The following is a 25379-nucleotide window of genomic DNA, read 5'->3' on the forward strand; positions in this document are numbered from 1 at the left end:
CGCGGGGGTTGTGTGGGGGGGGCGGGCGGGCGCCGCCCGGGGGGGCGCCCCCCGGGCGGGGCGCCCCCCCCCCCCCCCCGCCCACTACACCGCCAGCAGTTCGCCGGCACCGGCATCGAGCAGGCCGCGCGCCACGCGCTGGCCCAGGCCTTCCGGATCACTGGCCGGCCCGCGCGCTTCCGCGCGCACCAGGCGACCGTCGGCGACACCGCCGACCAGCCCCTGCAGGAACAGATTCTCGCCTTCCCACTGCGCAAACCCGGCCACCGGCACATGGCAGCTGCCGTGCAGCGCGCGGTTCATGGCGCGCTCGGCCTCCACGCAGGCACGCGTATCGGCATCGTCCAGCGGAGCGAACAGCGCCATCACCTGCGCATCCTCGCCATTGCATTCGACGGTCACCGCGCCCTGCGCCGGCGCCGGCAGCCACGCCGGCGCGGCCAGCCGCGCGACGATGCGGTTGCCCAGGCCCAACCGCTCCAGCCCCGCCACCGCCAGTACGATCGCGTCGTAACCGCCGTTGTCCAGCTTGGCCAGGCGCGTGTTGACGTTGCCGCGCAGGTCCGACAGCTCCAGATCAGGACGCAGCGCGCGCAGCTGGGCCTGCCGGCGCAGCGATGACGTCCCCACGCGCGCGCCGATCGGCAGTGCCTCCAGCGAGGCGTACAGATTGGAAATGAACCCGTCGGCCGCGTCGTGGCGGGTCAGCATCGCCGGCAACGCGAAGGGCGCATCCAGTTCCATCGGCACATCCTTGAGCGAGTGCACGGCGCAGTCCGCCTCGCCACGCAGCATCGCCAGCTCCAGTTCCTTGAGGAACAGGCCCTTGCCGCCGATCGCGGCCAGCGAGCGGTCCAGCACCTCGTCGCCGCGCGTGCTCATCGGCACCAGCACCACGTCCAGCCCGGGATGGGCCTGGCGCAGGCGGTCGGCGACGTATTCGCTCTGCCAGAGGGCAAGCGGGCTCTTTCGGGTGGCGATGCGCAGGGTCTTCATGGCGCCATTATCGACGCACAGGGGCGGATCGACCAATGGCGTGCGGCCTCCGGATTACAGGTGCTTGAGTTCCTGCTTCAGGCTGGCCACGCAGCGGCGGCTGACTTCCAGCGGCGCGTGCCCGTGCCGCAGCACGGCCTGGACCTGGCCTGCGCCATTTCGTCGCAGCTCGACCAGCTCGTGGCGGGCGACCAGGCAATTGCGGTGGATGCGCACGAAGCGGTTGCCGAATTCCTCTTCCAGCGACTTCAGCGATTCTTCCAGCAGGTCTTCGCCGCGGGCATGGTGCACCACCACGTACTTCTCCTCGGCCTGGAGATAGTGGATGTCCTCGACCGGAATCAGCCGCAGGCTGCCGCGCAGGCGCGCGCACAGCAGCGTGCGGGCCTGCTGGCTGGCGGCCGCCGCCGGTCCGCTGCGGCCGGCCAGGAAGGTCCGCGCGCGCTCCAGTGCCGCGGCCAGGCGCTCGGGGCGCACCGGCTTCATCAGGTAGTCGATGGCGGCGGCCTCGAACGCGGAGAGCGCATGCGCGTCGTAGGCGGTGCAGAACACCACCGCCGGGCGCGGCTCGAAGGTCGCCAGGTGACGCGCGGCCTCCAGCCCGTCCAGGCCGGGCATGGCGATATCAAGCAACACCAGGTCCGGTTGCAGTTCGGCACAGGCATGCAGCGCCTGTTCGCCGTTCTCGGCCTCGGCCACGACCTCGATCCCGGCCTGGTCGGCGAGCAGGGAGCGCAGGCGCTCGCGGGCCAGCGGTTCGTCGTCGGCGATCACCACCTTCAAGACAGTTTCCTCACTGGACCGGGACCGTGATTTCGCAAGCATAGTAGCCGTCGGCCCACGCCCCCGTCATCCGCGCGGCCGGGCCGAAGCGCCAGGCCAGGCGATGGGCGATGTTGCGCTGTGCGTGGCCCGCGCCCTGCAGCAGCGGCAGCCCGCGCGTGGCCGGGTCCGGCGCCGGGTTGCGCACGCGGATGCGCAGGCTGGTGCCATCGCTCGACAACGCCAGCACGATGGTGCCGCCGGCCGGTACCCGCGAGATGCCGTGCAGCACCGCGTTCTCGACCAGCGGCTGCAGCACCAGCCGCGGCATCGGCAACGACCACGGCAACGGTTCGTCGCGCAGCCAGATCACCTTCAGGCGTTCGCCCAGGCGCAGCGATTCGATCGAGAGGTAGCGTTCGGCCAGTTCGCACTCGGCCTGCAGGGTGGAATCGCCCTCGCCCGCGCCCAGCGCCGCGCGGAACAGATCGGACAGGTCGAGCACCGCGCGCTCGGCCACGTCCGGATCGCGGCGCAGCAGGCTGGCGATCAGGTTCATGCTGTTGAACAGAAAGTGCGGGCGGATGCGCGCCTGCAGTGCATCGGCCTGCGCCTGCGCATTGGCCAGCATCTGCGCGCTGCCGCGATCGCTGACGTAGAAGTAGCGCAGCGCCAGCGCGGAAATCAGCGCGGTCATCGCCGCGCTGCCGAGCGTGAACCGCCAGAAACCGACGGTCTGGGCGAAGCTGCTGCCACCGAGCACACCGTACAGCGCGTGCACGATCGCCGCACAGGCAGCGGCGATCAGGCCGGTCATCAGCACCACCAGCACCATGCCCGGCACTTCGGGCAGGCGCGAGAGCATCGCACGCACGCTGCACAGGCAGACCGTGACCGCCAGCGCCAGCCACAGCGCGAACCCGCTGGCCGAGAGGAAATCCGTCGGAGTCCAATGGCGGCTGCCATCCGGTGCGAGCGCGACCACCACCACGACCAGCTCGGCCAGCCCGAGCATCGCCGCCAGCCTCGGCAGGCGGCACAGCTCGGGCAACCAGGACTGCTGGCGCGGGTCGCTCATGGGATCAGGCGGCGAAGCGCGCCTCGAGCCATTCGCCCAGCGCGTGCAGTTCCTCGGCGCAGACCTGGTGGGCCATCGTATAGGTGTGCCATTCCACCGGCAGGCCGAGCGCGCCCAGGGTCTGTGCGGTGTGCTCGGCGATCGCCACCGGAATCACCGGATCCTGGGTGCCGTGGGCCATGAACACCGGCACGCTGATCGCATCGGCCACCCGCGCGGCGGCCGCCTTGGCCGGATCCGGCAGGTAGGTCGACAGCGCGATCAGCCCGGCCAGCGGGCGCGTGCGACGCAGCAGCGCGCTGAGGATCACCGCCCCGCCCTGCGAGAAACCGGCCAGCAGGATGCGCTCGGCCGGGATGCCGCGCGCGATCTCGCGCTCGATCAGCAGTTCCAGCGCGACGATCGAGGCCTCCACGCCGGCGCTGTCCGCGCGCGAGCGGAAGTCCATGCTGACGATATCGTACCAGGCACGCATCGGCACGCCGTTGTTGATCGTGATCGGCTGCACCGGCGCATGCGGGAACACGAAGCGGATCGCCGGCCAGTGCGGGCGCACCAGTTCGGGCACGATCGGGGCGAAGTCATGGCCATCGGCACCCAGGCCATGCAGCCACAGCACCGACCACTGCGGGTCGGCGCCGGTTTCGTTTTCCACGGTATCCAGCATCAGGCGGCTCCAGTACGTTCAAGCCGCATTATGACCGCGCCCCGTGCCAATGGGGCATCGGTCGCGGCGACATACCGCTCAGCCGTGCGGATGCGCCTCGGCGGCCGCGCGGCGCAGCTCGGCCGCGCGCACCAGCACCTTCGGCGGTGCCGATTCTTCGGGGATTTCCATCAGGCCCAGCCGGTGCATCCAGACGCCCGCAGTGCGCGAGGAGGTGAAGCCCACCACCGGAATCGCCAGCACCATGCCGATCACCACCGGCGCCATCCACGCGGCCAGCGAGGGCGAGACCGCGTAGGCCAGCGCGCCCATGAACAGACCGAACACGCTCAGTCCGCCATAACCGCGCGCCAGCGCGAGCCAGGACACGCCGCCATCGTCACGCTGCTGCGCGTCCCAGCCCGAGTCCTTGCCGGCCAGCACTTCGGCCACGCCGCGCGACTGCACATACATCACCACCGGCGCCATCAACGCGGCGAGGATGGTCTCCAGCAGCATCGAAATGAAGGCGCGTATCGTGCCACCGCAGCCGCGACGTTCGACCGGCTCCAGCAGCATTGCCAGATAGCCCAGCACTTTGGGCGAGAGCAGCACCACCATGGTGATCGCGAACATGCGGATCACCTGGGTCTCGTCCTGGTGGCGCCAGTACACGCCGGGCGAGAGATGCAGCACTTCGTTGAGGTCGATGCCGCCCTGGAACAGCGGGATCGCGATGCCGACCAGCATCAGCATCGCCCACATCGGCGCGGTGAAGTAATGGCCGATGCCGACCAGCATGTGCATGCGGCTGACCCAGTGCAGGCCCTTGGAGCCCACCACCTTGGCGTGCTGCAGGTTGCCCTGGCACCAGCGGCGGTCGCGCACCAGCAGATCGGTCAGGGTCGGCGGACCTTCCTCATAGCTGCCTTTGAGGTACGGCACCATGTGGGTGGCCCAGCCGCCACGGCGCATCAGCGCCGCCTCGACGAAATCGTGGCTGAGCACATGCCCACCAAACGGTTCCTTGCCCGGCAGCAACGGCAGGCCGGCCTGTTCGGCGAAGGCCTGGGTGCGGATGATCGCGTTGTGGCCCCAGTAGTTGCTCTCCGCGCCATGCCACCAGGCCACGCCGCGGCCGATCACCGGGCCGTACACGCGCCCGCCGAACTGCTGCATGCGGGCGAAGAGCGTACGGCCGCCGACCACGGCCGGCAGGGTCTGGATCAGGCCGACGTCGGGGTTGTGCTCCATGCCGGCCACCAGGCGCACGATGGTGTCGCCGGTCATCAGGCTGTCGGCGTCCAGGATCAGCATCTGCGGGTAGGCGCCGCCGAACCGGCGGACCCAATCGGCGATGTTGCCGGCCTTGCGCCCGCTGTTGTCGCCGCGGCGACGGTAGAAAATGCGGTCATGGCCGCCGACCGCATCGCACAGCGCGTGGAAGGCTTCTTCCTCGGCCTGCCCGACGTCATCGCGGCGGGTATCGCTGAGCACGTAGAAATCGAAGTTCGCCAGCTGCCCGGTCTCGGCGACCGACTCATAGATGGCCTGCAGACCGGCCAGCAGGCGCCGCGGATCTTCGTTGTAGGTGGGCATCAGCAGCGCGGTGCGCGTGTGCACGGTCGGCAGCGGCGCGTCCGGATCGATGCCCAGCTTGTAACCGCGGTCGAACACGGCGGTCAGGAAGCCGGCCACGGCGCCGGCAAAGGACAGTGCGATCCACGCGAACAGGCCGACGAACAGCACCAGCAGGCACGCCTCGAGCACGCTGATGCCGTTGACGGCCAGCACCTTCCACATCATCCGGCTGGCAGCGATGGTCATCGCCGCGGTGCCGCCCAGGATATAGAAGCGGCGCAGCCCGATCATCCGCGGCGAGGTGCGCTGGCGCGGGACCTGCAGCTGCCCGTCGCGCAGCGACTGCTCGGGCATCGGCAACGGCGACTCGGCCGGCAACGTCGCCCGGCCGGCATCCAGCGGGGCGTTCAGGGTCTGGGTACTCATGCGCGGTGTCCCTGTGCAGGGCGTGCCAGGCCGGGGGTACCAAGTGTGGAAAGGGGCGTTCTGAGCCCGGCGTGCGCGAGGGCACGCATGCGTCCTGTCGGCGCTGGCCGGAGCCCGGCACGCAGCTGTTGTCTGTGACTACCGGAACCCACGAACTCTCCAAACCGACTTGAGACGAAAAATGCGGCTCAGTCTATGGCGCGAAATGTAAGGTGCGCGCGAAGGGCCGCGCGTCGATTTCTCCGCATTCAGCTTTTGGATCGAGACAACCGGGAGCCCCTGAACGACGATCGGCCCGCAGGCCCTGTGCCGTGGGCATCTCCCCATTCAGCTTGCAACCGACGCGGGGGACGCGGAACCGCCACGCCAGCACTCCCAAGGGGCTCCGCCGGAACAGGAGAGCGCCACTGCTGCGCAGTTTTCGAACCGGCGAAGCGCTCCAGCGACGGGGCTTCGTTGACGATGGGACAGGCGACAGGCGCCGGGTCAGCTCAGGCGAGGGTGGCGGCAACGGCCAGATCGGTGGCGACCGGCGGGCGGGCGAGCGCACGCGCGCTCACCTGCGAGAACTGCAGCTGGGCGAGCAGGTGCTGTGCCTGGGTGGCGACCGGACACGGGGTGATCTGCGGCCCTGCTTCAGGGCGCTCGGGGGACATCACATCAATGGACATTGGCCTGGCATCTCGTTGACTTCTCATGACCCGCGGGGCTTCCGGCCGCGCGGATTGCGCACCCTAGCGGAAATTCGGGACGAATGTGTGACGGTGCCCGCAGTCCTTGCCAGAGGTCCTGGGAAGCGTCGAAATATTGGCGCTTATCAATAGCTTGTCGGTATCATGTAATCGTTTTCAACACATGATTCGGATATGGATTCCAATACTGCTTCCCCCTACAGCCCCAAGTGGCAGTTCCGCTTCAACTTCTTCGAACAGCACGGCGCTCCCAATTCGCCGGCGTTCAAGGCCGCATTCAAGACGTTGACGTTCGGCCAGAGGATCAAGATCAACTTCAACTTCTTCGCGCTGTTCTTCAGCTGGATCTACCTGCTGATCCTGGGTATGTGGCGCAAGGCGCTCACCATTCTGGGCATCACCCTCGTGCTGATGGTGATCCTGGCGTTCCTGCCGGACGTGGTCGGCCGGGCGATCGGCATGGCCTGGTCGGTCCTGATCGGGATGACCACCAACTATTCGTACTACCTGGAAAAAGTGAAGGGCGACACCAGCTGGAACCCCTTCGCCGGCATGCGCTGGTAAGCAACGCGCAGGCGTGAAGCACAGAAGCCCGGTCACTGACCGGGCTTTTTCGTGGGACGGCGGCGCGGCGGCCGCGTGTGCTGCTTCAGCGCGGCGGGGGGCGTCGGCCTCCGGCGTCGATCACCACCTCGCCATCCTCTTTGCAGAACGGGGCGTGGACCGGCGGCAGAATCTCCAGAACGATCTCCGACGGCCGCGCCAGACGCACCCCCAGTGCGGTCTGCACGAACGGCCGGTTGATCAGGATCGGATGGGCCAGCATCGCATCGAGCAGCTGCGCATCCGCCAGCGCTGGATCGTCCAGGCCGAGCTCGGCATACGGCGTGCCTTTCTGCCGCAGCGCATCGCGCACCTGCAGGCCAGCGGCGGCAATCAGTTCGACCAGCCGCGCACGATCCGGCGGCGTTTGCAGGTACTCCACCACCTCAGGTTCGACGCCGGCATGGCGGATCAGCGCGAGCACGTTGCGCGAGGTCGCGCAGGCCGGGTTGTGATAGATGACGGCCTTCATGCGCGGTCTCCCACGGCGGGATCGGCGTGGCCAAGGATCAGATAAGGAACACGCGACATGAGGTTGCTCCCGAATTATTGTTCCACTATTCTAGAAACATGGAACATAACAACGCAACCCGCGCCCTCGCCGCCCTCGGCCACGCCACCCGCCTCAGCGTCTTCCGCCTGCTGGTGCAGGCCGGGCATGGCGGCCGGTTGGCCGGCGAGATCGCCACCGAACTGGGGCTGCCCGGTGCCACCCTGTCCTTCCACCTCAAGGAACTGAGCGCGGCTGGGCTGGTCAGCGCCGAGCCCCGCGGCCGCAGCATCTGCTACCGCGCCGACTTCGAGGCGATGAACGGCCTGATCGGCTACCTGACCGAAAACTGCTGCGCCGGCGAGGCGGACTGCGGTCCGGCCGGCCAGTGCACACCACCGCGCTGACACCGTGACCGGGCCCGTGGCAATGACGACGTCCTCCCCTTCCCGCCTGTCCTTTCTGGACCGTTGGCTGACCCTGTGGATCTTCGCGGCGATGGCGCTTGGCGTGGCCTTGGGCACCCTGTTCGACGGCCTGCCCGCCGCGCTGGATGCCATGACGATCGGCGGCACCAACCTGCCGATCGCCGCCGGCCTGATCCTGATGATGTACCCGCCCCTGGCCAAGGTGAAGTACGAGGCGTTGCCCGGCGTCTTCGCCGACAAGCGCGTGCTGGCGTTGTCGCTGCTGCAGAACTGGGTGGTGGGACCGGTGCTGATGTTCGCGCTGGCCGCGCTGTTCCTGCACGACCGGCCGGAGTACATGACCGGACTGATCCTGATCGGCCTGGCCCGGTGCATCGCCATGGTGCTGGTCTGGAACCAGTTGGCGCGCGGCGACAACCAGTACGTGGCCGGGCTGGTCGCGTTCAATTCGCTGTTCCAGATCGCGTTCTTCAGCGTCTATGCGTGGGTGTTCCTGACCGTGCTGCCGCCGCTGTTCGGGCTGCAGCGCAGCGTGATCGATGTCAGCACGTGGACCATCGCCGGCGCGGTGCTGGTGTATCTGGGGATTCCGTTCGCGGCGGGCTATCTCGGGCGCCGCTGGCTGCTGAAACTGCGGGGTGCCGCGTGGTACGAAACGCGCTTCCTGCCGGCCATCAGCCCGATCACGCTGATCGCGCTGCTGTTCACCATCGTGGCGATGTTCAGCCTCAAGGGCGGTGACATCGTGCGCATTCCGCTCGACGCGGTGCGGATCGCGATCCCGTTGACGATCTACTTCTTCGTGCAGTTCCTGCTGAGCTTCTTCATGGGCCGCTGGATCGCACGCGACTACCCGCGCACCACCGCGATCGCATTCACCGCCACCGGCAACAATTTCGAGCTGGCCATTGCGGTGGCCATCGCCGCCTTCGGGCTGGGTTCGCCGGTCGCCTTCGCCGCTGTGATCGGGCCGCTGGTGGAAGTGCCGGTGCTGATCGTACTGGTCCATCTGGCGCTGCGGTTGGGACGTCGCTGGTTCCCTGTGAGGCCAGCAGCGCGGCAGCCGTGATCGCGGATCATTCGACAGCCCCGCGCAGGGCCGCCGGCCGCCCACCGATGACCCACGCATGACAATGGGCTCCCGGTGAGCAGGACGTCCCGGCGTGCCGCTGCATGCGGCACGCCGGGATGGATCAGAAGGTCTGCCAGTCGTCCCCGGCCACGGCCGCTGCCGGCATCCGCGCGGTGCTGCGGGCCGGCGCGGCGCGGCGTGCCGATGCACTGGCCGGACCAGCACTGGACTGCAGGCGGAAGATCGCCACGGCAGTACCCAGCTGCTGCGCCTGCTCTTCCATCGCGCGCGCCGCCGCCGTGGCTTCCTCGACCAGTGCCGCATTCTGCTGCGTGGTCTCGTCCATCTGGGTGATGGTCTGGTTGACCTGCTCGATGCCGGCGGACTGTTCCTTCGAGGCCGCCGAAATCTCGGCCATGATGTCGTTGACCCGGCGCACGCCGGTGACGATCTCTTCCATCGTGCGGCCGGCGGTGTGCACCAGCGCCGAGCCCGCGCTGACCTGGGTGACCGAGTCGTCGATCAGGGTCTTGATCTCCTTGGCCGCTCCCGCCGAGCGCTGCGCCAGCGCGCGCACTTCCGTGGCCACCACCGCGAAGCCGCGGCCCTGCTCTCCAGCGCGCGCCGCTTCGACGGCGGCATTCAACGCCAGGATGTTGGTCTGGAACGCAATGCCGTCGATCACAGAGATGATCTCGGCGATGCGCTTGGACGAGGCCTCGATGCCGGCCATCGTGGTCACGACCTGGCCGACCACCACACCGCCCTGCGAGGCCACGTCGGCGGCGCCGGCAGCGAGCTGGTTCGCCTGCACTGCATGGTCCGCGTTCTGGCGCACGGTGGAGGTGAGCTCCTCCATCGACGCCGCGGTCTCCTCCAGGCTGGCTGCCTGCTGTTCGGTACGGCGCGACAGATCGCTGTTGCCCGCGGCGATCTCGCCGGCGGCCAGATTGATGCTGCCGGTCGCCTGCTGAATGCGGCCGACGATGTCGGTCAGCTGCGTCACGGTGGTATTGGCATCGTCCCGCATCCGCGCGAACACGCCATGGAAATCGCCCTGCATGCGCGCGGTGAGGTCGCCCGCCGCGATCGCGCGCAGCAGCGCGGAGATCTGCTGCAGATTGTCATCGCTGACCTGCATCATCGTGTTGAGGTTCTCGACCATCGCGCGGAAGTCATGGTCGAAACGCACCACGTCGCCACGCTGGCTGAAATCGCCCACCGCCGCCGCACCGGCCAGTTCCCCGATCTGGGTGTTGATCGCACGCAGGTTGGCCTTGGTGGTATCCATCGCGGCGGTGAAGGCCGCCTGTTCGCCGGGCAGGCGATCCATGTCCGGGCTCAGGTCACCGACCGCATAGCGCTGCATCACCTCGACCAGGCGGCGGGTCACCGCGATGTTGGCCCCGACCAGCTGGTTGGTGTCCTCCACCATCTTGCCGTACTCGCCCGGGAAGGCCTGCGTGTCCATGCGGTAGCTCAGTTCGCCCGCCTCGTGGCGCTGGGCCATCTCGCCCTGTGCGGCCATCACCGCGCGCAGCTGGCCGCGCATGCGCTGCATCGATTCCAGCAGGCGGCCCACCTCATCGTTGCGCGCCCGCGGCAACGGCGTATCCAGGCGGCCCTCGGCCACGTCGGCCGAGAGACGGACAGCGTCGGCCAGCGGGCGGATCGCCTGCCGGCGCAGCAACACGTACACGCTGCCACTGAGCACCAGGGCGGCGCCCAGGCCCACGGCGAGGATGATCCACAGAAGCGCGCGCGCCTGCGCGGTGATCAGCGCATGCGGCACGATCACGCCGAGTGCGAAGTGCTCTTCGCTGCCGCCGATGCGCAGCGGCACGTAGGTTTTCACATCGCCCGCGGCATCCGGTTCGAAGGCGTCGAAGGTCTTGTCGGCCTTCACTGCTGCCAGCACCTGGGTGGTCAGCGCATCCTCGCGACGCTTGCCGATCTCGCTCGGATCCTTCGCGGCCAGCACGATGCCGCCGGGCGAGATCAGTTCCACATGCCCTTCGCCCATCGGGCGCAATGCGGCCAGGTGCTTCTGCAGGGCGGCCAGCGCGAAGTCCACCGTCACCACGCCGAGGAACGTGCCATCGTCGACCACCGGGGTGGACAGCGTGGTCATCAGCACCTTCTGCCCGGCGATCTCGTAGGTGTAGGGTTCGGCCACCGTCTGCCGCTTGAGCGCCTTCGGCTTGAGGTACCAGTCGCCATCGCCGGGCACGTCGTACCCCTTCAGCGCATCCTGCATCGGGGCCCCCTCGTGCCAGGCCCAGTAGCTCATGAACCGGCCGGTGTCGTCGTGCGCCTCGGCACCGACGAACTCGGCATCCTTGCCATCGAAAGCCTCCGGCTCCCACAACGTGCCGAAGCCCACCCATTCCGGGTGCACCTGCACCTGCTGGCGGATGACCGCGGCCACCGTCACCCGGGAGAGCGTGCCCGCGGCGCGCTGGACCAGCAGGTTCTGCGCGAGCGCCTGGCTGGTGGCGAAGGCGCTGGACAGATCACCGCTCACCCGCAGCGCTTCGGCCTGGGCCTCGCTCTGCATGGTGTGGCGTGAAGCGTCGACCAGCGAGGCACTGGCTTCGCGGTAGCTGATGGCGGCGGTGACACCGAAGCAGAGCATGGCGATCAACGCGGTACCCAGCATCAGTCGGTTGGCGATGCTGCCGGGGCGCTTGGACGCGGTGGGGCGGGACACGGGCATGGGGGCGGTTCCGGAAAAAGGGCATACCGGCGGACGCAGTCACGCGCCGCCACGGAAACACGCAGTCCATTGCGGGCCGGCACGCGCGCGGTGTCATCACGGCGCGGCCAGCAGGGTTCGATGCAACGTCGGATCGGCACAGGCAGCCCGCCGCCACTCCCGGCTGCGCTGGTCCTGTGCTGGGGGTCACCGCGTCGTACGCCACGGTGCCACCGCCCTGCCCTGTGGAGATGCCGCCTGCCCGCACCGTGACGGCGCCGGCCCAGAGAAGGGACTCAGCTGGATAACGGCGCAATGCGCGCGATGTTTAGCGCGGCTTCCTGACCGTGTTCAGTGAACGCCCGCGCCGCGCTCGCCACGCCCCAGCCGCTCCACCAGCGTCTGGCTGGCCGCATTGAGTCCGATCACCTCCACGTGGGCCCCGCGCGCGCGCAGCTTGCCGGTCACCCGCTCCAGCGCACCGACCGCACTGAGATCCCAGAAGTGCGCATGGGTCAGATCGATCTCCACGCGCTCGGGCACGTGCAGCAGATCGAAGGCCGCGGCGAACTGCCCGGCCGAGGCGAAGAACACCTGGCCACTCACCGTGTAGACACGCGTGCCCTCGGCGGTCACGGCATCCTGGATGTCCAGCATCCGGCCCACCTTGCGGGCGAAGAACAGGGCCGACAGCAGCACCCCGGTGAGCACGCCCTTGGCCAGGTCATGCGTGGCGACGGTGACGATCACCGTACCCAGCATCACCACCGAGGAGCTTTTCGGGTGCAGCCGGAACTCGGCGAACGAGCGCCAGTGGAAGGTGCCGATGCTGACCATGATCATCACCGCGACCAGCGCGGCCATCGGGATCTGCCGGACCCAGTCCGCGCCGTATACCACCAGCAGCAGCAACAGCACGCCGGCCACCAGGCACGACAGCCGCCCGCGACCGCCGGAAGACACGTTGATCACCGACTGCCCGATCATCGCGCAGCCGCCCATGCCGCCGAACAGCCCGGCGGTGATGTTGGCCAGGCCCTGCCCGGCGCACTCGCGGTTGCGCTGGCTCGGCGTGTCGGTCATGTCTTCCACGATCTGCGCGGTCATCATCGACTCCAGCAGCCCCACCACCGCCAGCGTGGCCGAGACCGGCAGCAGGATGCGCAGGGTCGCCCAGGTAAGCGGCACGTCCGGCAGCAGGAAGGTGGGCAGGCTGTCGGGCAGCGCGCCCATGTCACCGACGGTGCGGATGTCCAGCCCGACCCAGATCGAGAGCGCGGTCAGCACCACGATCGCCACCAGCGGCGAGGGCACCGCCCGGGTCAGCAGCGGCAGCAGGTAGATGATCGCCAGGCCCGCCGCGCACACGGCATACACCGTCCACGGCATCCCGATCAGTTCGGGCAGCTGCGCCAGGAAGATCAGGATCGCCAGCGCGTTGACGAAGCCGGTGATCACCGAGCGCGAGACGAAGCGCATCAGGGCGCCGAGTTTCAGCGCGCCCGCGACGATCTGCAGCAGCCCGGCCAGGATCGTGGCGGCCAGCAGGTACTGCAGGCCGTGATCGCGGACCAGGTCGACCATCACCAGCGCCATCGCGCCGGTGGCCGCGGAAATCATGCCCGGCCGTCCACCGGCGATGGCGGTGACCACCGCGATGCAGAACGACGCGTACAGGCCGACCTTGGGGTCGACCCCGGCGATGATGGAGAAGGCGATCGCCTCGGGAATCAGCGCGAGGGCCACGACGGCGCCGGACAGCAGATCACCGCGGATATTGCCAAGCCATTGCTGGCGCAGCGGATAGGACACAGACATGGACAGACTCCACGCACCGGCGATGCGCACGGCGCGTTGTGTGATGAGGACAAGGCACTCCCTGAGCCAGCGCACTGGCCGGCGCGTCATCAACGCGGTATCAGGGTGGCGTCATCACAAGGGTCCTGCCGGGGCAGCGGAAGCGGCGCGCAGGATAGCGCAGTCCCCGGGCGGCCTCAAACCGGCCCGGGCGGTTGACCCTTCACGCGGCGTGCGCCCACGATGCGTGCCTGTCCTCCTTCCAGGTACCTTCATGTACGGTTTGATCGGCAAGATGTTGACCGCGCCCGGCCAGCGCGATGCAGTCATCGCGATCCTGCTCGAGGGCACCATCGCGATGCCCGGCTGCCACAGCTACGTGGTGGCGCGCGACCCCACGGCCCCGGACGCGATCTGGATCACCGAGGTCTGGGACAGCCCGGAACTGCACCGCGCCTCGCTGGCATTGCCGTCCGTCCAGGCGGCCATCGCGAAGGCCCGACCGATGATCACGGGGTTCGGCGAGCGGTTCGAGACCGAGCCGGTGGCACCGGAATAACAAAGCGGAAGGTCTTCCACGGCTGGCGCGGTTCCGAGACTCTATTCCTTGAGCACGTCCTGTGCATCCACGATATCCACCCCCGAGACCTGCCCCAGCCAGCCATCGAACCACGGCTTGTGCGACGCGCCGACAATGGAGAGGACGCGGGAGCCCGGGTGGTCACGCACGACCTCGAGAATGTTGGCGACCATGCGCAGATTGCGGATTTCCCAGCCCTGCACCCAGATCTGGGGGTAGTGCTGCGGTGACACCGCGGCCAGTGTCGGGCGCACGTTGGACTCGGCGAGCACCTGCAGCGCCGCGGGATCGTTGACGCTGCGATACAGCGAGAGCAGGTTGTTGGACGCGATGAAGCCCGCCTCGCGCGCCGTCATGGCATCGAACGCAGGGCCATACCCGCTCCATGCCTGCTGGAGCGCAGCCCCGAAGGCCTTGCGGTCCGCGATCTGGTGATTGTCACCGGTATGGTCGTCGACCGCGTACACGCGCTGCAGGCCAAGTCGCGCCGCCAGGACCGCGGCGATCTGGTAGCTCTCGTTCTTGCGTGTTTCGATCTTCTTGAGCAGCTCGACCAGGGTACTGTCCAACCCATCGCCTGCCCGTCGCTCCGGCACGGGCAGCTGCAGCCACTGCACGTACGCAGATGCGCGTTCGCCAGCGGCAAGGAACAGGGCGGCCAGTTGGCGACGCTGCGCGGGCGTGGGCGACGCCGGCCAGGTTGCGAGCGTCCTGTTGACCTCCACGATCGCGGCGGGCACGTCCAATCCCGTGGCCGTCTTCGCGGTGTCCGTACTGGCGCAGTAGTCATCGCCGTACACCGCGGCATGGCGCTTGGCCAGGTCGCACTGTTCGCCACTGATGGCTTCGATGGTGATGTAGCCGGGCTTGAACGCCGCCAATCTGTCCAGCAGCGGGTCCAGTGCCTTGGGAGCAAAGGGTTCGTGCTCGCTCAGGTGGACGCTGCCCAACACGAGGACCTCGGTGCGTGGACCGACCATGTCCTTGTCCAGGTTCGCCAGGTCGATCTGCGCCTGGGCGCAGACCGGGATCAGGGCCATCAGGCAGGCCGACAACACGCGTTGCTTCATGCATCACCACCAGAGAAGTCCGTGGCAGCCTTTCTAACAGGCAGATGCTGGGCTGGCCGCGTGCCGGATGGCAGGGGGCCAACCGGGCCGATCGCGACAGCCAATGCTGTCCACCGGATGGCAGAATTGCGCGCCCGGTGTGTGCGGCGGGGATACCTCAAGGAAGCCAGGCATGTCGGACGAAAACAGCAAAAGCGAGTGGATCAGGTGGGTGATGCTGCTCGTCTTCCTGGCCATGTTGTTCGGCATCCCCCACAACTCACCGTGGTTCGGGTTGGTGTTCGTGTACCTGCTGGCCGGCCTGCTGTTCGTGGTGGGCAACATGGTGTGGATCGCCCTGCGCAGCGAAAGGGCGGCGGGGGCATTGCGCCGCACGCCACCCACGCGCGCCCTGCACACCCGCGAGGTGAACGCGCTGGTGTGGTTCGGTCAACCCGAGCGGATCAGCTGGCGCATGCCACGCGGGAATGTGATCGATCTCGTCAAGGCCGCACAGACCGCAGGCAGGCGGCCGGCAGTGCGCACGGTGCGTGGACCGTATCGCGTGATGGTGCGCGCCCGGCATCACGAGCGGCATGACTTCATCGGCGAGGTGGAGGTGCTGATGCTGCCGGGCGCTGACCGCCACATACGCGACACCAATGAAGCCGAAGTACTGCTGTGCGGGAAGTTCGCGGTGGTGCTGGCGTTGAATGGCGCGTGGCGGATCGACCAGGCGCCGTCACTGCTGCGATGAATCCGGTGTGCAGGGCGCTACTACGGCAGCAGCACGGTCATCCCCGCCCTGCATTGGAGATCACCGGCAGATCAGCCGCCGACCATTGCCTCGCGTGATTGTTCTGTCTCGCCGTGGTTCCTCCCCAGTGTGGAGCGGCCGCCAGGCGTTGGGTGGCCCTGTCACTTCTGGCCGCGCCCGATTGAACCTGAATAGGCATCACCACCCAGCTGACTAGAGCGGTCGCAGGCCCTGCTTTGTCCCGAACCCTAGTTTGGTATAAAACTTAGGCAAACTTTATAGTTCGCAGCCATGAAGATTCCTGTAGACCCCCCGAAGCTGAACGAAATCCTGGAAGAAGCCGCCCAACACCCCGGGTTCCTCGGGATCATCATGTCGGGGAAAACCTCTGCCGAGGTCAATGGGGAGTACATCCATTGGGACAGGCTCCGGCACAAGACCCCGCCGGAGGGACTGACCTCGCGCACCTGGTGGGCCAGTATCAAGTTGGCCAGACTGGGACTGAAACGCAACCTGCCCCTGCTCGACAAGCATGCGGTTAATTTCTCGGTGTCCATTACCGACACCCTCCAGAAGCGCCTTCACTTCATCGACCGCGAGGCCGCCGGTGCAATCCAGGGCATGGAACGCTCAGGCGGGCAGGGTCGTTTCCTCATGCGCTCGTTGATCGAGGAGTCCATGACGTCCTCACAGCTCGAGGGCGCTGCGACCACGCGCATCGTTGCCAAGGAAATGCTCAGCACGGGACGGCAACCCCGTGACCAAAGCGAGCGGATGATCTACAACAACTACATCACCATGAAGACGATCCGTGAGCGCGGCAAACGCCCGTTCACCGTCGATGAGATTCTCGAACTGCATGCCATACTCACTGCCGGCACACTCGAGTCCGAAGAGGACTGCGGTCGGTTGCGGTCTCAAGATGACAACGTCCTGTTCCTCGACCGCGGTTCGGACACCGTGCTGCACACGCCGCCACCGGCACGGGAAGCACGCGAACGCCTGCAACGTCTGTGCGACTTCGCCAACAGCCAGGACGACGAGCCGTTCGTGCATCCGGTCATCCGCGCCATCGCGATCCACTTCCAGATCGGATATGACCATCCCTTCTGCGATGGAAACGGACGCACCGCACGCGTTCTCTTCTACTGGGCAATGATGAACGCAGGATACTGGCTGACGGAGTATCTCTCCATCTCCAGCGTGCTCAGAAAATCACCCGGCAACTACATGCGCGCGTACCTGTACACCGAGCATGACGACGTTGACATGACGTACTTCGTTGCGCAGCAACTGGATGTGATTGAACAGTCGATCACCGCGCTGCACCGCTACATCCTCAGCAAGAGCGAGCAGGACAGGGCCGCACGCCGGGTACTGCGCAAGGCACAGGTCGCTGGCATCGAGCTCAATCACCGGCAGCGGGCGATCCTGGCCAATGCCATCAAGGACCCGGACCGTGGCTACACAGTGGCGACCCACCAATCCGCCCATCAGATCTCGTACCCGACCGCATTGGGCGACTTGGCCGCCCTGGTGGACGCAGGATTGCTCGAGAAGCACAAGGTCGGGCGCGCAAATGAGTTCGTGCCGGCACCTGACATCGCGACGATGCTGCACAGTTCCCCCATGCCCCCCGATCCGACTGCACCATGACACGCCTGCTCATCATCGAGGATAACCCCGAGTTGGTGGCCAACCTGTACGCATTCCTGGAGCCGCTGGGCTATGTGCTCGACGATGCACGCGATGGCGCTGCGGGCCTGCGCCTGGCAACCGGGAATGACTACGACGCGATCCTGCTGGATCTGATGCTGCCGCGGCTGGACGGCATGACGCTCTGCCACAAACTTCGTCAGGAATTCCAGAATCCCGTCCCGGTGATCATGCTGACCGCGCGCGATCCGGTGGATGACCGCGTGCAGGGCTTTGCACTGGGCGCGGACGATTACCTGGTCAAACCCTTCTCGTTGATAGAGCTCGATGCACGCATCCAGGCGCTGGTGCGCCGTGCCCAGGGCCGCAGCGTCCAAGGCACGCTGACCTGGCAGGACCTGCGGGTGGACACCCGTGCACCGCAGGCGTGGCGGCAGGGCCAGACCATTACGCTGACCCCCAGCACCCATAAGCTGTTGCTGTGCCTGATGCGCGCCGCGCCCGGCGTGGTCAGGAAGCAGGAAATGGAATACCTGCTGTGGGGCGACCATCCGCCGGAAAGCGGTGCGTTGCGGACGCATATCCACGAGCTTCGGCAGCATGCGGACAAGAGCTTCACGTATCCGCTCATCGAGACGGTGCACGGCATCGGATGGCGCCTGAGTGCGCAAACGACGTCTGTCCCGGAATGACGACCCGAGGAGGGCAGTTGCCGTCATGAACGCGATCTACCGCCAGATGACGCTCAGAACACGTATCACCGTGTCGTTCGTGCTGCTGATGGTGGCCGTCATGGGCTTCGTGGTCGCCGCCGAGCAGTTGGATTATGACGAGCTCCGGGCCTACGTCATTTCGAGAAGCCTGCACGACGAGATGGATCGCCTGCAGGCCGATATTGCCGATGGCGCGCCACCGACGCTGTCTCCGGGCAGCGAGCTCTTTGGTGCGCGAAACGTGCCCGATGCCCTGCGCCCGTATACACCGGGCTATTACAGCGCCGACCCGCCCGACGTCTGGCATCTGCTGGTGTTCGACCTCGGCGGCCAGCGCTATTACCTCCGCCAGGATGCCGAGCGGTACCAGTATCTGGAGCACGTGATCGATGGCTATGCGCTCGTGGTCATGCTGTTGTGCATCCTCTGCGCGTTCTGGATCGGGCGACTGACGGCAGCGCGCGTCATCGCCCCCATCACCCGGCTGGCCGATGCGGTGCAGCGCGGGCAGACGCCGTTCCCCTTCCAGGACGCGCGCGACGAGATCGGGGTGCTGGCGCGCGCCTTCGCACAGCACAGCGACGAGGCGGAGCAGTACCTGCAGCGTGAACGATGCTTCGTGGGGGATGCCAGTCATGAACTGCGCACGCCCCTGGCCATCATTTCCGGTGCGGCCGAGACCATCGTTCACCAGCTGCCCGAGGACAGCCACCTGCGAGCGAGCGGCGAGCGGATCGTCCGCACCACGCAGGAGATGCAGCGCCAGCTGTCCTGCCTGCTGCTGCTCTCGCGTGACCCACAGCGCCTTGCCAAGGAAGACGTCCCGCTGCGCCCGTTGATCGAGGAATGCATGACGCGCTGCCAGCCCTGGCTGGCGGGCAAGCCAGTCGTCCTGCTGCTGGATGCAGCGCAGGACCCCTGCATCCACACCAACGCCGAACTGGCGCGCAGCGTGCTCTGGAACCTGCTGCGCAATGCCTGCCAGTACACCGACAAAGGCGAAATCCGCATCACCGTGCGGGACGCCACGCTGTCCATCCTCGACACCGGTCCGGGCCTGCCACCCAGCATGGATCCCCAGCAGTTCCAGCGCTTCGCGCCCAGCCTGCGCCAGAGCGGGGAAGGGCTTGGCCTGTCGATCGTGCAACGGATCGTGGACCACCTGGGCTGGCGCATGGCCGTGGAGAGTTCGGAGAACGGTTGCCGCTTTACGCTGGACATGTCCGGCACGCATGACCAGCAACCCTAGGCGCGCCCTGGCTTCGGCAACCAGGCCCTTTCGCACCCGCTCCTGACAGCTTCCTGACGCCGCCCCTCCGATCCTGTGCACCCATCAATCCACGCAGGAGATGCAGATGCACTGGTCAGACCCGGACGGAGCCGGAAAGTATCGACACGGCAGGACCGGATTCAACCGGATTGTCCACACGGTGATCCACTCGCGGGACGGCTTCCTCGCGACCGTGCGAGGCGAAGCCGCTTTTCGACAGCTGCTGGTTCTGCATGGCGTTCTGATGGGAGGCACGTTTGTGCTCGACGTCAGCCCGGTGGAGCGGGCGCTGATGTTGGCCGTCAGCTTCATCAGCCTGATCGTGGAACTGCTCAACTCCGCCATTGAAGCCGTTGTTGATCGCATCTCGCTTGAACTTCACCCGCTGTCAAAGAATGCGAAGGACATGGGCAGCACGGCTCAGGCTACGGCGTTGTTGATGGTGGGCGCCGTATGGGCGGTCATCCTGCTCGGATAGAGCGCGGAAAAGCACCAGGCAGTGCACCTGACAACTTCCTGATAAACACATTCTGATACTGAGCGCACTTTTCATTCATTGGAAGAATGCGCGTGTTTCAGCGTCTTATGTTCGTGCGACTCAACCCGGTGCAGCTGACATGGATAGTCGCACTGTTCTTCACCACGGTCGGCAACGTTGCACTGTGGCAGGCGCTATGGAGGCATACCGAGTTCGACAGCGTGCGCGGCGCACTGTTCTTCCTGAGCCTGCCGGTCTTCTTCTTCTGCCTGTTCAACCTGCTGCTCATGCCGGTGCTTGCGCTGCCCTACCTGCGCAAGCCGTTGCTGGCGCTGCTGGTGATCATCAGCGCCGCAAGCACGTACTTCATGCTGCACTACAACGTGCTGATCGACCGCAGCATGGTGCAGAACGTCTTCGAGACCAACCAGGCCGAGCTCGGGTCTTACTTCTCCGTTCCCCTGCTGCTCACCATCGTGCTTCTGGGCGTGCTGCCAGCCGCCGCGATGGTGTCGCTGCGCATCCGCAGCGGGTGCGTGCTGCAGACCGCCTCCTGGATGCTGATCAACCTGCTCGCGACCCTGGCGATCCTGGCCGTGATATCCATGGTGTTCTACAAGGACTATGCCTCCCTGCTGCGCAACAACCGCGAGCTCAGGGATCAGGTACTGCCGGTCAACTTCGTGCGCCATGCCAACGGCTATCTCAAGCGGAAGTACATCGCGGTGTCACGACCGCTGCAGCCCGTCGCCGAGGATGCCACCCGCCCGCCGTCGATCCAGGGCAGGCGTCCCAGGCTGGTGATTGCCGTGGTGGGCGAAACCGCGCGTGCGCAGAACTTCCAGCTCAACGGCTACCCGCGCGCCACCAATCCCGTGCTGTCAAAGCGCAGCGACATCATCGCCTTCAAGAACGTCTCATCCTGCGGCACGGCCACGGCCATCTCCCTGCCCTGCATGTTCTCCAGAATGACACGCACCCAGTACGATGACGTACGTGCGGCGACGGAAGAGAATCTCCTGGATATCCTGAAGCGCACCGGTGTGAACATCCTCTGGCGCAACAACAACAATGGCGGCTGCAAAGGCGTGTGCGAGCGCGTGCCCACCGACGACATGCCGGCCTTCAAGGTGGCCGGGCAGTGTGTCAACAAGGACGGCACCTGCTACGACGAAGTGCTGCTGCATCAGCTGGACGCGCGCATCGACGCCATGCAGGGGGACGGCCTGATCGTGCTCCACCAGCTGGGCAGCCACGGCCCAACCTACTTCGAGCGTTACCCTGCCGACGGCAACGTCTTCACGCCAACCTGCGACAGCAACCAGATCCAGAAGTGCACCAACGCGGCGCTGACCAATACGTACGACAACACGCTGGTCTACACCGACCGCATGCTGGGCAAAACCATTGACCTGCTGCAGGGCTATTCGGAGCAGCGGGACGTGGCGATGATCTACGTCTCCGATCATGGCGAGTCGCTTGGCGAGCGCGGCATGTACCTGCACGGCACGCCGTACCTCATTGCGCCTCAGGAGCAGACCCGCGTCCCGCTGGTGATGTGGTTCTCGCCCGCGTTCGCGCACCATGCAAACCTCAACCTCGCCTGCCTGCGAAACCGTGCCGAGGGCACGGCGTACAGTCACGACAACGTTTACCACTCCCTGCTGGGGCTGTTCGATATCCGCAGCCAGGTCTACCAGCGTGATCTGGACCTGTTTGCCGCGTGCCGCGCCTGAATCCGCGGGCCCGCCGCCTCATGCACAGTCCGCTGGTTATGATGCGGCTTTCCCCGTCCGCCTCGCGCCGTGGCCACTCGTTCAACGACAATGCCCTCCGACGCCGGCCCTTGAGCACCCGCTGAGCAATCGATGCAGATTTCCCCCACGTCCATGATCATCTGGATGGCAACCGCCGTTGCCACCTGCGGCATCCTGTTTCGCCCCTGGCGGGTGCCGGAGTATGCGTGGGCACTGGGCACGGCCGTGCTGCTGACGGTCGCCGGCCTGTTGCCGTTCGGCACCGCCATCGCCGCGGTGGCGGAGGGAACCGATGTCTACCTGTTCCTGATCGGCATGATGGTCCTGGCCGAGCTGGCGCGGCAGGAGGGACTGTTCGACTGGCTGGCCGCGTATGCGGTGGGTCACGCCAAGGGCTCGGGGCGCCGGCTGTTCGACCTGGTGTTCCTGGTCGGCACGGTGGTGACGATCTTCCTCTCCAATGACGCCACGGCGGTCGTGCTGACGCCGGCGGTGTATGCCGCCTGCAAGGCAGCCCGCGCCGATCCGCTGCCGTACCTGTTCGTCTGCGCGTTCGTCGCCAATGCCGCCAGCTTCGTGCTGCCCATTTCCAATCCGGCCAACCTGGTCGTCTTCGGCAGTCACATGCCCTCCCTGCCGGAATGGCTGCGGCAGTTCACGCTGCCCTCGCTGGCCGCGATCGGCATGACGTACCTGGTGCTGCGCCTGGCCCATCGGCGCCAGATCGCCCGACCGCTGGCCGCACTGGCGCAGCAGCCGGCCTTGTCCGAGGGGGGACGCCTGTGCGCGATCGGGGTCGGCGTTACCGGCAGTGTCCTGCTGGTCACCTCGGCCATGAAGGGACCGCTTGGGCTCACCACGTTCTGCGCCGGCGCGGCCACGCTGGCCCTCATCTGCCTGCGTCAGCGCCGCAGCCCGCTGCCGATGCTGCGGCACGTGTCCTGGGGTGTGCTGCCGCTGGTCGCCGGGCTGTTCGTCCTGGTGGAAGCCGTGGCACAGACGGGCGTGATCCAGATGGCCGCCCAAACACTCGAGGATCTGGCGCGAAAATCGCCCACCGAGGCGGGCTGGGCGGCGGGCGTTGCGGCGGCGGTGCTGAGCAACCTGGCCAACAACCTGCCGATCGGCCTGGTGGCCGGCTCGGTGGGCCAGCTGGCGGACGTGCCGGCCCAGGTCAGAGCCGCGCTGTTGATTGGTGTCGACCTGGGTCCGAACCTGTCGGTGACCGGGTCGCTCGCGACCATGCTCTGGCTGGTCGCCCTTCGGCGCGAAGGCGAGCACGTCAGTCCGCTGAGCTTCCTGCGCCTCGGCATCCTGGTGATGCCGCCCGCCCTGATCGCCGCGCTGCTGTTGCTGTAAGCGCACGCCGCGCCTGCAGGGGAGAAGCGCTCGAACGTTTTACAGTGCCTTGGACAAGGCCAGCAGGTCAGCGGCAAACGTTGCGTAGTCGTCCACGGCGAAATCGTGGCCCTCCTTTCGCGCGATCTGGCGGACGCCGACCAGGGAAGTCTCTGGCACCACGACCAGGTACTGGCCCATGTAACCCATCGCAGCGTAAGCGGCGACCGGTCCGCGCACCTGATCGAACAGGTCCGTGAGCTTGATGCCGCGGCTGGTGATCTCGCGGCCGTACGCGTCAGCCCACCTGGGCCCCAGGCTTTCCCCGAAAAACGCGAACAGCTCGCCCTTGCCGGCAAACCCGCGACTGACCGCCTTCAACAGCCCGGCCGCCACGCCCGCATCGACGCCGTTGCGCGACAGAACCGACGCCGCGTCCGGCTTCAGCGTAAACCGCTCCCACGCAGGAATTCTCCACCACAGCAGCCCCACCTCCTTCGAGCGGGCGCTTTCGGCGACGAGTTCAGCGACGAACGCTTCTCCCAGCAGCCGACGCCCGTCCGGCGCGACACCCTTGTCCAGGATCAATCGGCCCAGCTTGGCCAGGTCGGCGGCGGACAATGCCAGGCCGGCCATGCCGATCGGTGTGCCTGCATCATCCCTGCGCCACGTGTAGTCCGTGATGCCCAGTGGCTGGAACAGGCCACTCTCCACGACGCGATCCATCGTCTTTCCCGAAACGCGCTCGACGATGCCGGCGAGGAGGTTGGTCGCCTTGTTGTTGTAGGAGAACGTCGACCCGGGATCCGTTGAGAGTTCAGCCGCCAATGCCAGCTTGACCAGATCCGGCGCACCTTCCAGTTCGATGCCTGCGTTGGGAACATTCTGCAGGCCGGAGGTGTGGTTGAGCAGCATCCGCACCGTGATGTCGCGCTTGCGCCCCTGTGCCCACTCTGGATAGATCGCGCTCACCGGTTGATCCAGCGATTCCAGCGCGCCGCTTTGCAGCAACAACCCGATGGACAGTGCCACGACCGACTTGGTTGCCGACATCAGTTCGATGGGCTGCGCTGCAGCGGTGCTCCGGGTCTCCAGCAGCGTCTTTCCATCGCGCTGTATCAGCATCGCATCGGAGCGCGACGTTTCCGCCTTGGCTTTCAGACTGGCCAGAGCGTGCTCCAGCCCACCGCTGGCAGCGAACGCGTTGCAGCACACCAGGCAGCTCAGTGCCATCCACCACGATTTCAAGCGCATGCGCATTCCTCCGGAAACGGAGACAGCGTAACTACAGCTGTAGTCATGATGGAGTGGCAGAAGTCATGGGATGGGAGGTACCCACGCGATTCACACTATCCAGCTATTCCCTTGGCGATCTGCATGAGCATCTCCTCGCCTTCCTCAATGTGTGCGCCGTCGTCACTGAGCAACGTCAATACATAAGCTCTATTCGACGTGATCCATCGCAGCTCCGCCTTTCCTTTGCCGTCCTTGGATCGGGCCGCGTAAGACCTGGCAGGGACACCGTTAACCTGGGTATTCAGGGTTTCCCGAATCAGGGTGTGCTTCGTCCTTGAGGCCAGGTAATCGTCCTCGGACAGGATGACCAAGCCAACGTTGGGGACCCGATAAACACACGACACGCCCGTGGAGCGATCACCACTCACCGTTCCATTCGGCTCGGTGCTGAGCAACTCTGCCGCGCCAATGGGGGTGCGGGAGATATCTGCGGGCGCATAGGACAGGCGGCGCTTGAGCTCCGAATCGCTTCTTCGCACAGGACTCAGGCCTGCAATCACCTCAGAGGTTGAAGGGATCGTGCCAGCCGAAACATCCAACGTTCCACGACTTCTTTTCTTGATCCCTTCAACCATGTTTTCTTTGATGGACGCCGGGGCGTCCAACTCAGCCAGCGAAATGATCTCCACTTGACCTTGCACCGCTGGTGATCGATTTGCAGCGGCTATTCTGCTCTCGGTAGCCTGCTGTTCGGCCAGTGAGTGAGTCCAAGCTGCCAAGTCACGTTGTAGTGCTTCAGGGGGCTGCGGCGGCGCTATCGTTTGTGCAAATACCGGTGCAGCAATACACGCGAGGGCCAGTGCGGCCACTTTGCTTTTCATGTCGGTCACCACTCTGTAAGGCTGCAGTCAACTGTGGAGGTTTCGCGGGTCCCGTAGTCGATGAGGTTGAAGTTCTCATCCATGAGGCTCCAGCTGTGGTGGCCGGTCACTTTCATAACCTCGCTATCGTTGGTGTCGCCCGCGTAATGCCTCCACGAGAACAGCTGGCCGGGGCTTCGCACCATATGCCTGGAGATGAGCTCTCCTAGCGGCTGGTGGTCGCTCACCGCTGCACCGTAGAAATTTCGAAGCTGAGGGCGGTCATAAGTAACAGATTCGTTGATGAACCCTAAACAATTTGCCCTACTCAATGTTCCGATATCTGCTGCAGCCGGCAGTGATGTGCATGCCAGAAAGGCGGCAGACCAAGCCAAGAGCTTGGAATTTTCCTTTTTCAT

The 25379-nt window shown here is 66.3% G+C and carries 24 protein-coding genes; 11 read left to right on the plus strand and 13 right to left on the minus strand.

Annotation, left to right across the window (positions count from 1 at the left end; genetic code table 11):
- Positions 1-84: 84 nt before the first annotated feature.
- From hemC to ABE424_RS09440, 6 genes are all read right to left on the minus strand, one after another.
- A complete protein-coding gene (hemC, locus tag ABE424_RS09415) occupies positions 85-996 on the minus strand; it encodes a hydroxymethylbilane synthase (RefSeq protein ID WP_346490752.1) in 912 nt (303 codons plus the stop codon).
- A 54-nt stretch (positions 997-1050) separates the two neighbouring features.
- Positions 1051-1779, minus strand: a complete 729-nt coding sequence (locus tag ABE424_RS09420) for a LytTR family DNA-binding domain-containing protein (RefSeq protein ID WP_176988102.1) — start codon at positions 1777-1779, stop codon at positions 1051-1053.
- Between the two features lie 10 nt (positions 1780-1789).
- Positions 1790-2836 (minus strand): histidine kinase, encoded by a 1047-nt coding sequence (locus ABE424_RS09425; RefSeq protein ID WP_346477766.1) that lies wholly within the window; start codon positions 2834-2836, stop codon positions 1790-1792.
- 4 nt (positions 2837-2840) lie between these two features.
- The gene (locus ABE424_RS09430; protein ID WP_346490762.1) at positions 2841-3506 is read right to left on the minus strand and encodes an alpha/beta hydrolase; all 666 of its coding nucleotides are present in this window, start codon (positions 3504-3506) and stop codon (positions 2841-2843) included.
- Positions 3507-3581: 75 nt separating this feature from the next.
- Entirely contained in the window at positions 3582-5489 is a 1908-nt protein-coding gene (mdoH, locus tag ABE424_RS09435) for a glucans biosynthesis glucosyltransferase MdoH (protein WP_346490751.1), read from the minus strand.
- Positions 5490-5980: 491 nt separating this feature from the next.
- Positions 5981-6160 (minus strand): hypothetical protein, encoded by a 180-nt coding sequence (locus ABE424_RS09440; RefSeq protein WP_176988099.1) that lies wholly within the window; start codon positions 6158-6160, stop codon positions 5981-5983.
- A gap of 195 nt (positions 6161-6355) precedes the next feature.
- On the opposite strand from ABE424_RS09440, the gene ABE424_RS09445 reads away from it, so the two are divergent.
- Positions 6356-6745, plus strand: coding sequence for a DUF2628 domain-containing protein (locus tag ABE424_RS09445; RefSeq protein ID WP_176988098.1), 390 nt, complete (start codon positions 6356-6358; stop codon positions 6743-6745).
- Positions 6746-6830: 85 nt separating this feature from the next.
- Here the strand turns inward: ABE424_RS09445 and arsC are convergent, their stop codons facing one another.
- The gene (gene arsC, locus ABE424_RS09450) at positions 6831-7256 is read right to left on the minus strand and encodes an arsenate reductase (glutaredoxin) (RefSeq protein ID WP_346490750.1); all 426 of its coding nucleotides are present in this window, start codon (positions 7254-7256) and stop codon (positions 6831-6833) included.
- Between the two features lie 98 nt (positions 7257-7354).
- Between arsC and ABE424_RS09455 the strand changes: the two genes are divergently transcribed.
- Positions 7355-7681 carry a metalloregulator ArsR/SmtB family transcription factor gene (locus tag ABE424_RS09455; protein WP_346490749.1) on the plus strand — a complete coding sequence of 109 codons (327 nt, stop codon included), beginning with the start codon at positions 7355-7357 and terminating at the stop codon, positions 7679-7681.
- Positions 7682-7703: 22 nt separating this feature from the next.
- Positions 7704-8771: an ACR3 family arsenite efflux transporter gene (gene arsB / locus ABE424_RS09460; protein WP_346489100.1), complete on the plus strand. Its 1068-nt coding sequence runs from the start codon at positions 7704-7706 to the stop codon at positions 8769-8771.
- A gap of 124 nt (positions 8772-8895) precedes the next feature.
- Here the strand turns inward: arsB and ABE424_RS09465 are convergent, their stop codons facing one another.
- Together ABE424_RS09465 and ABE424_RS09470 are read right to left on the minus strand one after the other, a co-directional pair.
- On the minus strand, positions 8896-11490 hold the full coding sequence (locus ABE424_RS09465; RefSeq protein WP_346490748.1) for a methyl-accepting chemotaxis protein: 2595 nt from the start codon (positions 11488-11490) through the stop codon (positions 8896-8898).
- A 330-nt stretch (positions 11491-11820) separates the two neighbouring features.
- Positions 11821-13287 carry a SulP family inorganic anion transporter gene (locus tag ABE424_RS09470; RefSeq protein ID WP_346490747.1) on the minus strand — a complete coding sequence of 489 codons (1467 nt, stop codon included), beginning with the start codon at positions 13285-13287 and terminating at the stop codon, positions 11821-11823.
- A gap of 253 nt (positions 13288-13540) precedes the next feature.
- Between ABE424_RS09470 and ABE424_RS09475 the strand changes: the two genes are divergently transcribed.
- Positions 13541-13825 carry a putative quinol monooxygenase gene (locus tag ABE424_RS09475; RefSeq protein ID WP_346490746.1) on the plus strand — a complete coding sequence of 95 codons (285 nt, stop codon included), beginning with the start codon at positions 13541-13543 and terminating at the stop codon, positions 13823-13825.
- A gap of 41 nt (positions 13826-13866) precedes the next feature.
- On the opposite strand, the gene ABE424_RS09480 is transcribed toward ABE424_RS09475, so the two are convergent.
- Positions 13867-14916 (minus strand): DUF5694 domain-containing protein, encoded by a 1050-nt coding sequence (locus ABE424_RS09480; protein ID WP_346490745.1) that lies wholly within the window; start codon positions 14914-14916, stop codon positions 13867-13869.
- A gap of 172 nt (positions 14917-15088) precedes the next feature.
- Here ABE424_RS09480 and ABE424_RS09485 point away from each other — a divergent pair, with 172 nt between their 5' ends.
- The 7 genes from ABE424_RS09485 to ABE424_RS09515 all read left to right on the plus strand — a co-directional run bounded on the left by ABE424_RS09485 (position 15089) and on the right by ABE424_RS09515 (position 22885).
- The gene (locus ABE424_RS09485; protein ID WP_346490744.1) at positions 15089-15652 is read left to right on the plus strand and encodes a hypothetical protein; all 564 of its coding nucleotides are present in this window, start codon (positions 15089-15091) and stop codon (positions 15650-15652) included.
- A 291-nt stretch (positions 15653-15943) separates the two neighbouring features.
- Positions 15944-17308, plus strand: a complete 1365-nt coding sequence (locus tag ABE424_RS09490; protein ID WP_346490743.1) for a Fic family protein — start codon at positions 15944-15946, stop codon at positions 17306-17308.
- On the plus strand, positions 17305-18000 hold the full coding sequence (locus ABE424_RS09495; protein WP_346490742.1) for a response regulator transcription factor: 696 nt from the start codon (positions 17305-17307) through the stop codon (positions 17998-18000). Before ABE424_RS09490 ends, ABE424_RS09495 begins: the two co-directional genes overlap by 4 nt.
- Before the next feature lie 25 nt (positions 18001-18025).
- Complete coding sequence (locus ABE424_RS09500; protein ID WP_346490741.1) at positions 18026-19270, plus strand: ATP-binding protein; 1245 nt, start codon at positions 18026-18028, stop codon at positions 19268-19270.
- A 106-nt stretch (positions 19271-19376) separates the two neighbouring features.
- On the plus strand, positions 19377-19769 hold the full coding sequence (locus tag ABE424_RS09505) for a diacylglycerol kinase (RefSeq protein WP_346490740.1): 393 nt from the start codon (positions 19377-19379) through the stop codon (positions 19767-19769).
- Between the two features lie 86 nt (positions 19770-19855).
- Positions 19856-21505: a phosphoethanolamine--lipid A transferase gene (locus ABE424_RS09510; protein ID WP_346490739.1), complete on the plus strand. Its 1650-nt coding sequence runs from the start codon at positions 19856-19858 to the stop codon at positions 21503-21505.
- A gap of 132 nt (positions 21506-21637) precedes the next feature.
- On the plus strand, positions 21638-22885 hold the full coding sequence (locus ABE424_RS09515) for an arsenic transporter (RefSeq protein ID WP_346490738.1): 1248 nt from the start codon (positions 21638-21640) through the stop codon (positions 22883-22885).
- 39 nt (positions 22886-22924) lie between these two features.
- Here the strand turns inward: ABE424_RS09515 and ABE424_RS09520 are convergent, their stop codons facing one another.
- The 3 genes from ABE424_RS09520 to ABE424_RS09530 form a co-directional block, all read right to left on the minus strand.
- Positions 22925-24118, minus strand: a complete 1194-nt coding sequence (locus tag ABE424_RS09520; RefSeq protein ID WP_346490737.1) for a serine hydrolase domain-containing protein — start codon at positions 24116-24118, stop codon at positions 22925-22927.
- Between the two features lie 95 nt (positions 24119-24213).
- Positions 24214-24981: a hypothetical protein gene (locus tag ABE424_RS09525; RefSeq protein WP_346490736.1), complete on the minus strand. Its 768-nt coding sequence runs from the start codon at positions 24979-24981 to the stop codon at positions 24214-24216.
- Between the two features lie 5 nt (positions 24982-24986).
- The gene (locus tag ABE424_RS09530) at positions 24987-25379 is read right to left on the minus strand and encodes a hypothetical protein (RefSeq protein WP_346490735.1); all 393 of its coding nucleotides are present in this window, start codon (positions 25377-25379) and stop codon (positions 24987-24989) included.

The organism is Stenotrophomonas sp. TWI1149 (assembly GCF_039673155.1).
In the GTDB taxonomy this organism is placed as follows: domain Bacteria; phylum Pseudomonadota; class Gammaproteobacteria; order Xanthomonadales; family Xanthomonadaceae; genus Stenotrophomonas; species Stenotrophomonas maltophilia_AA.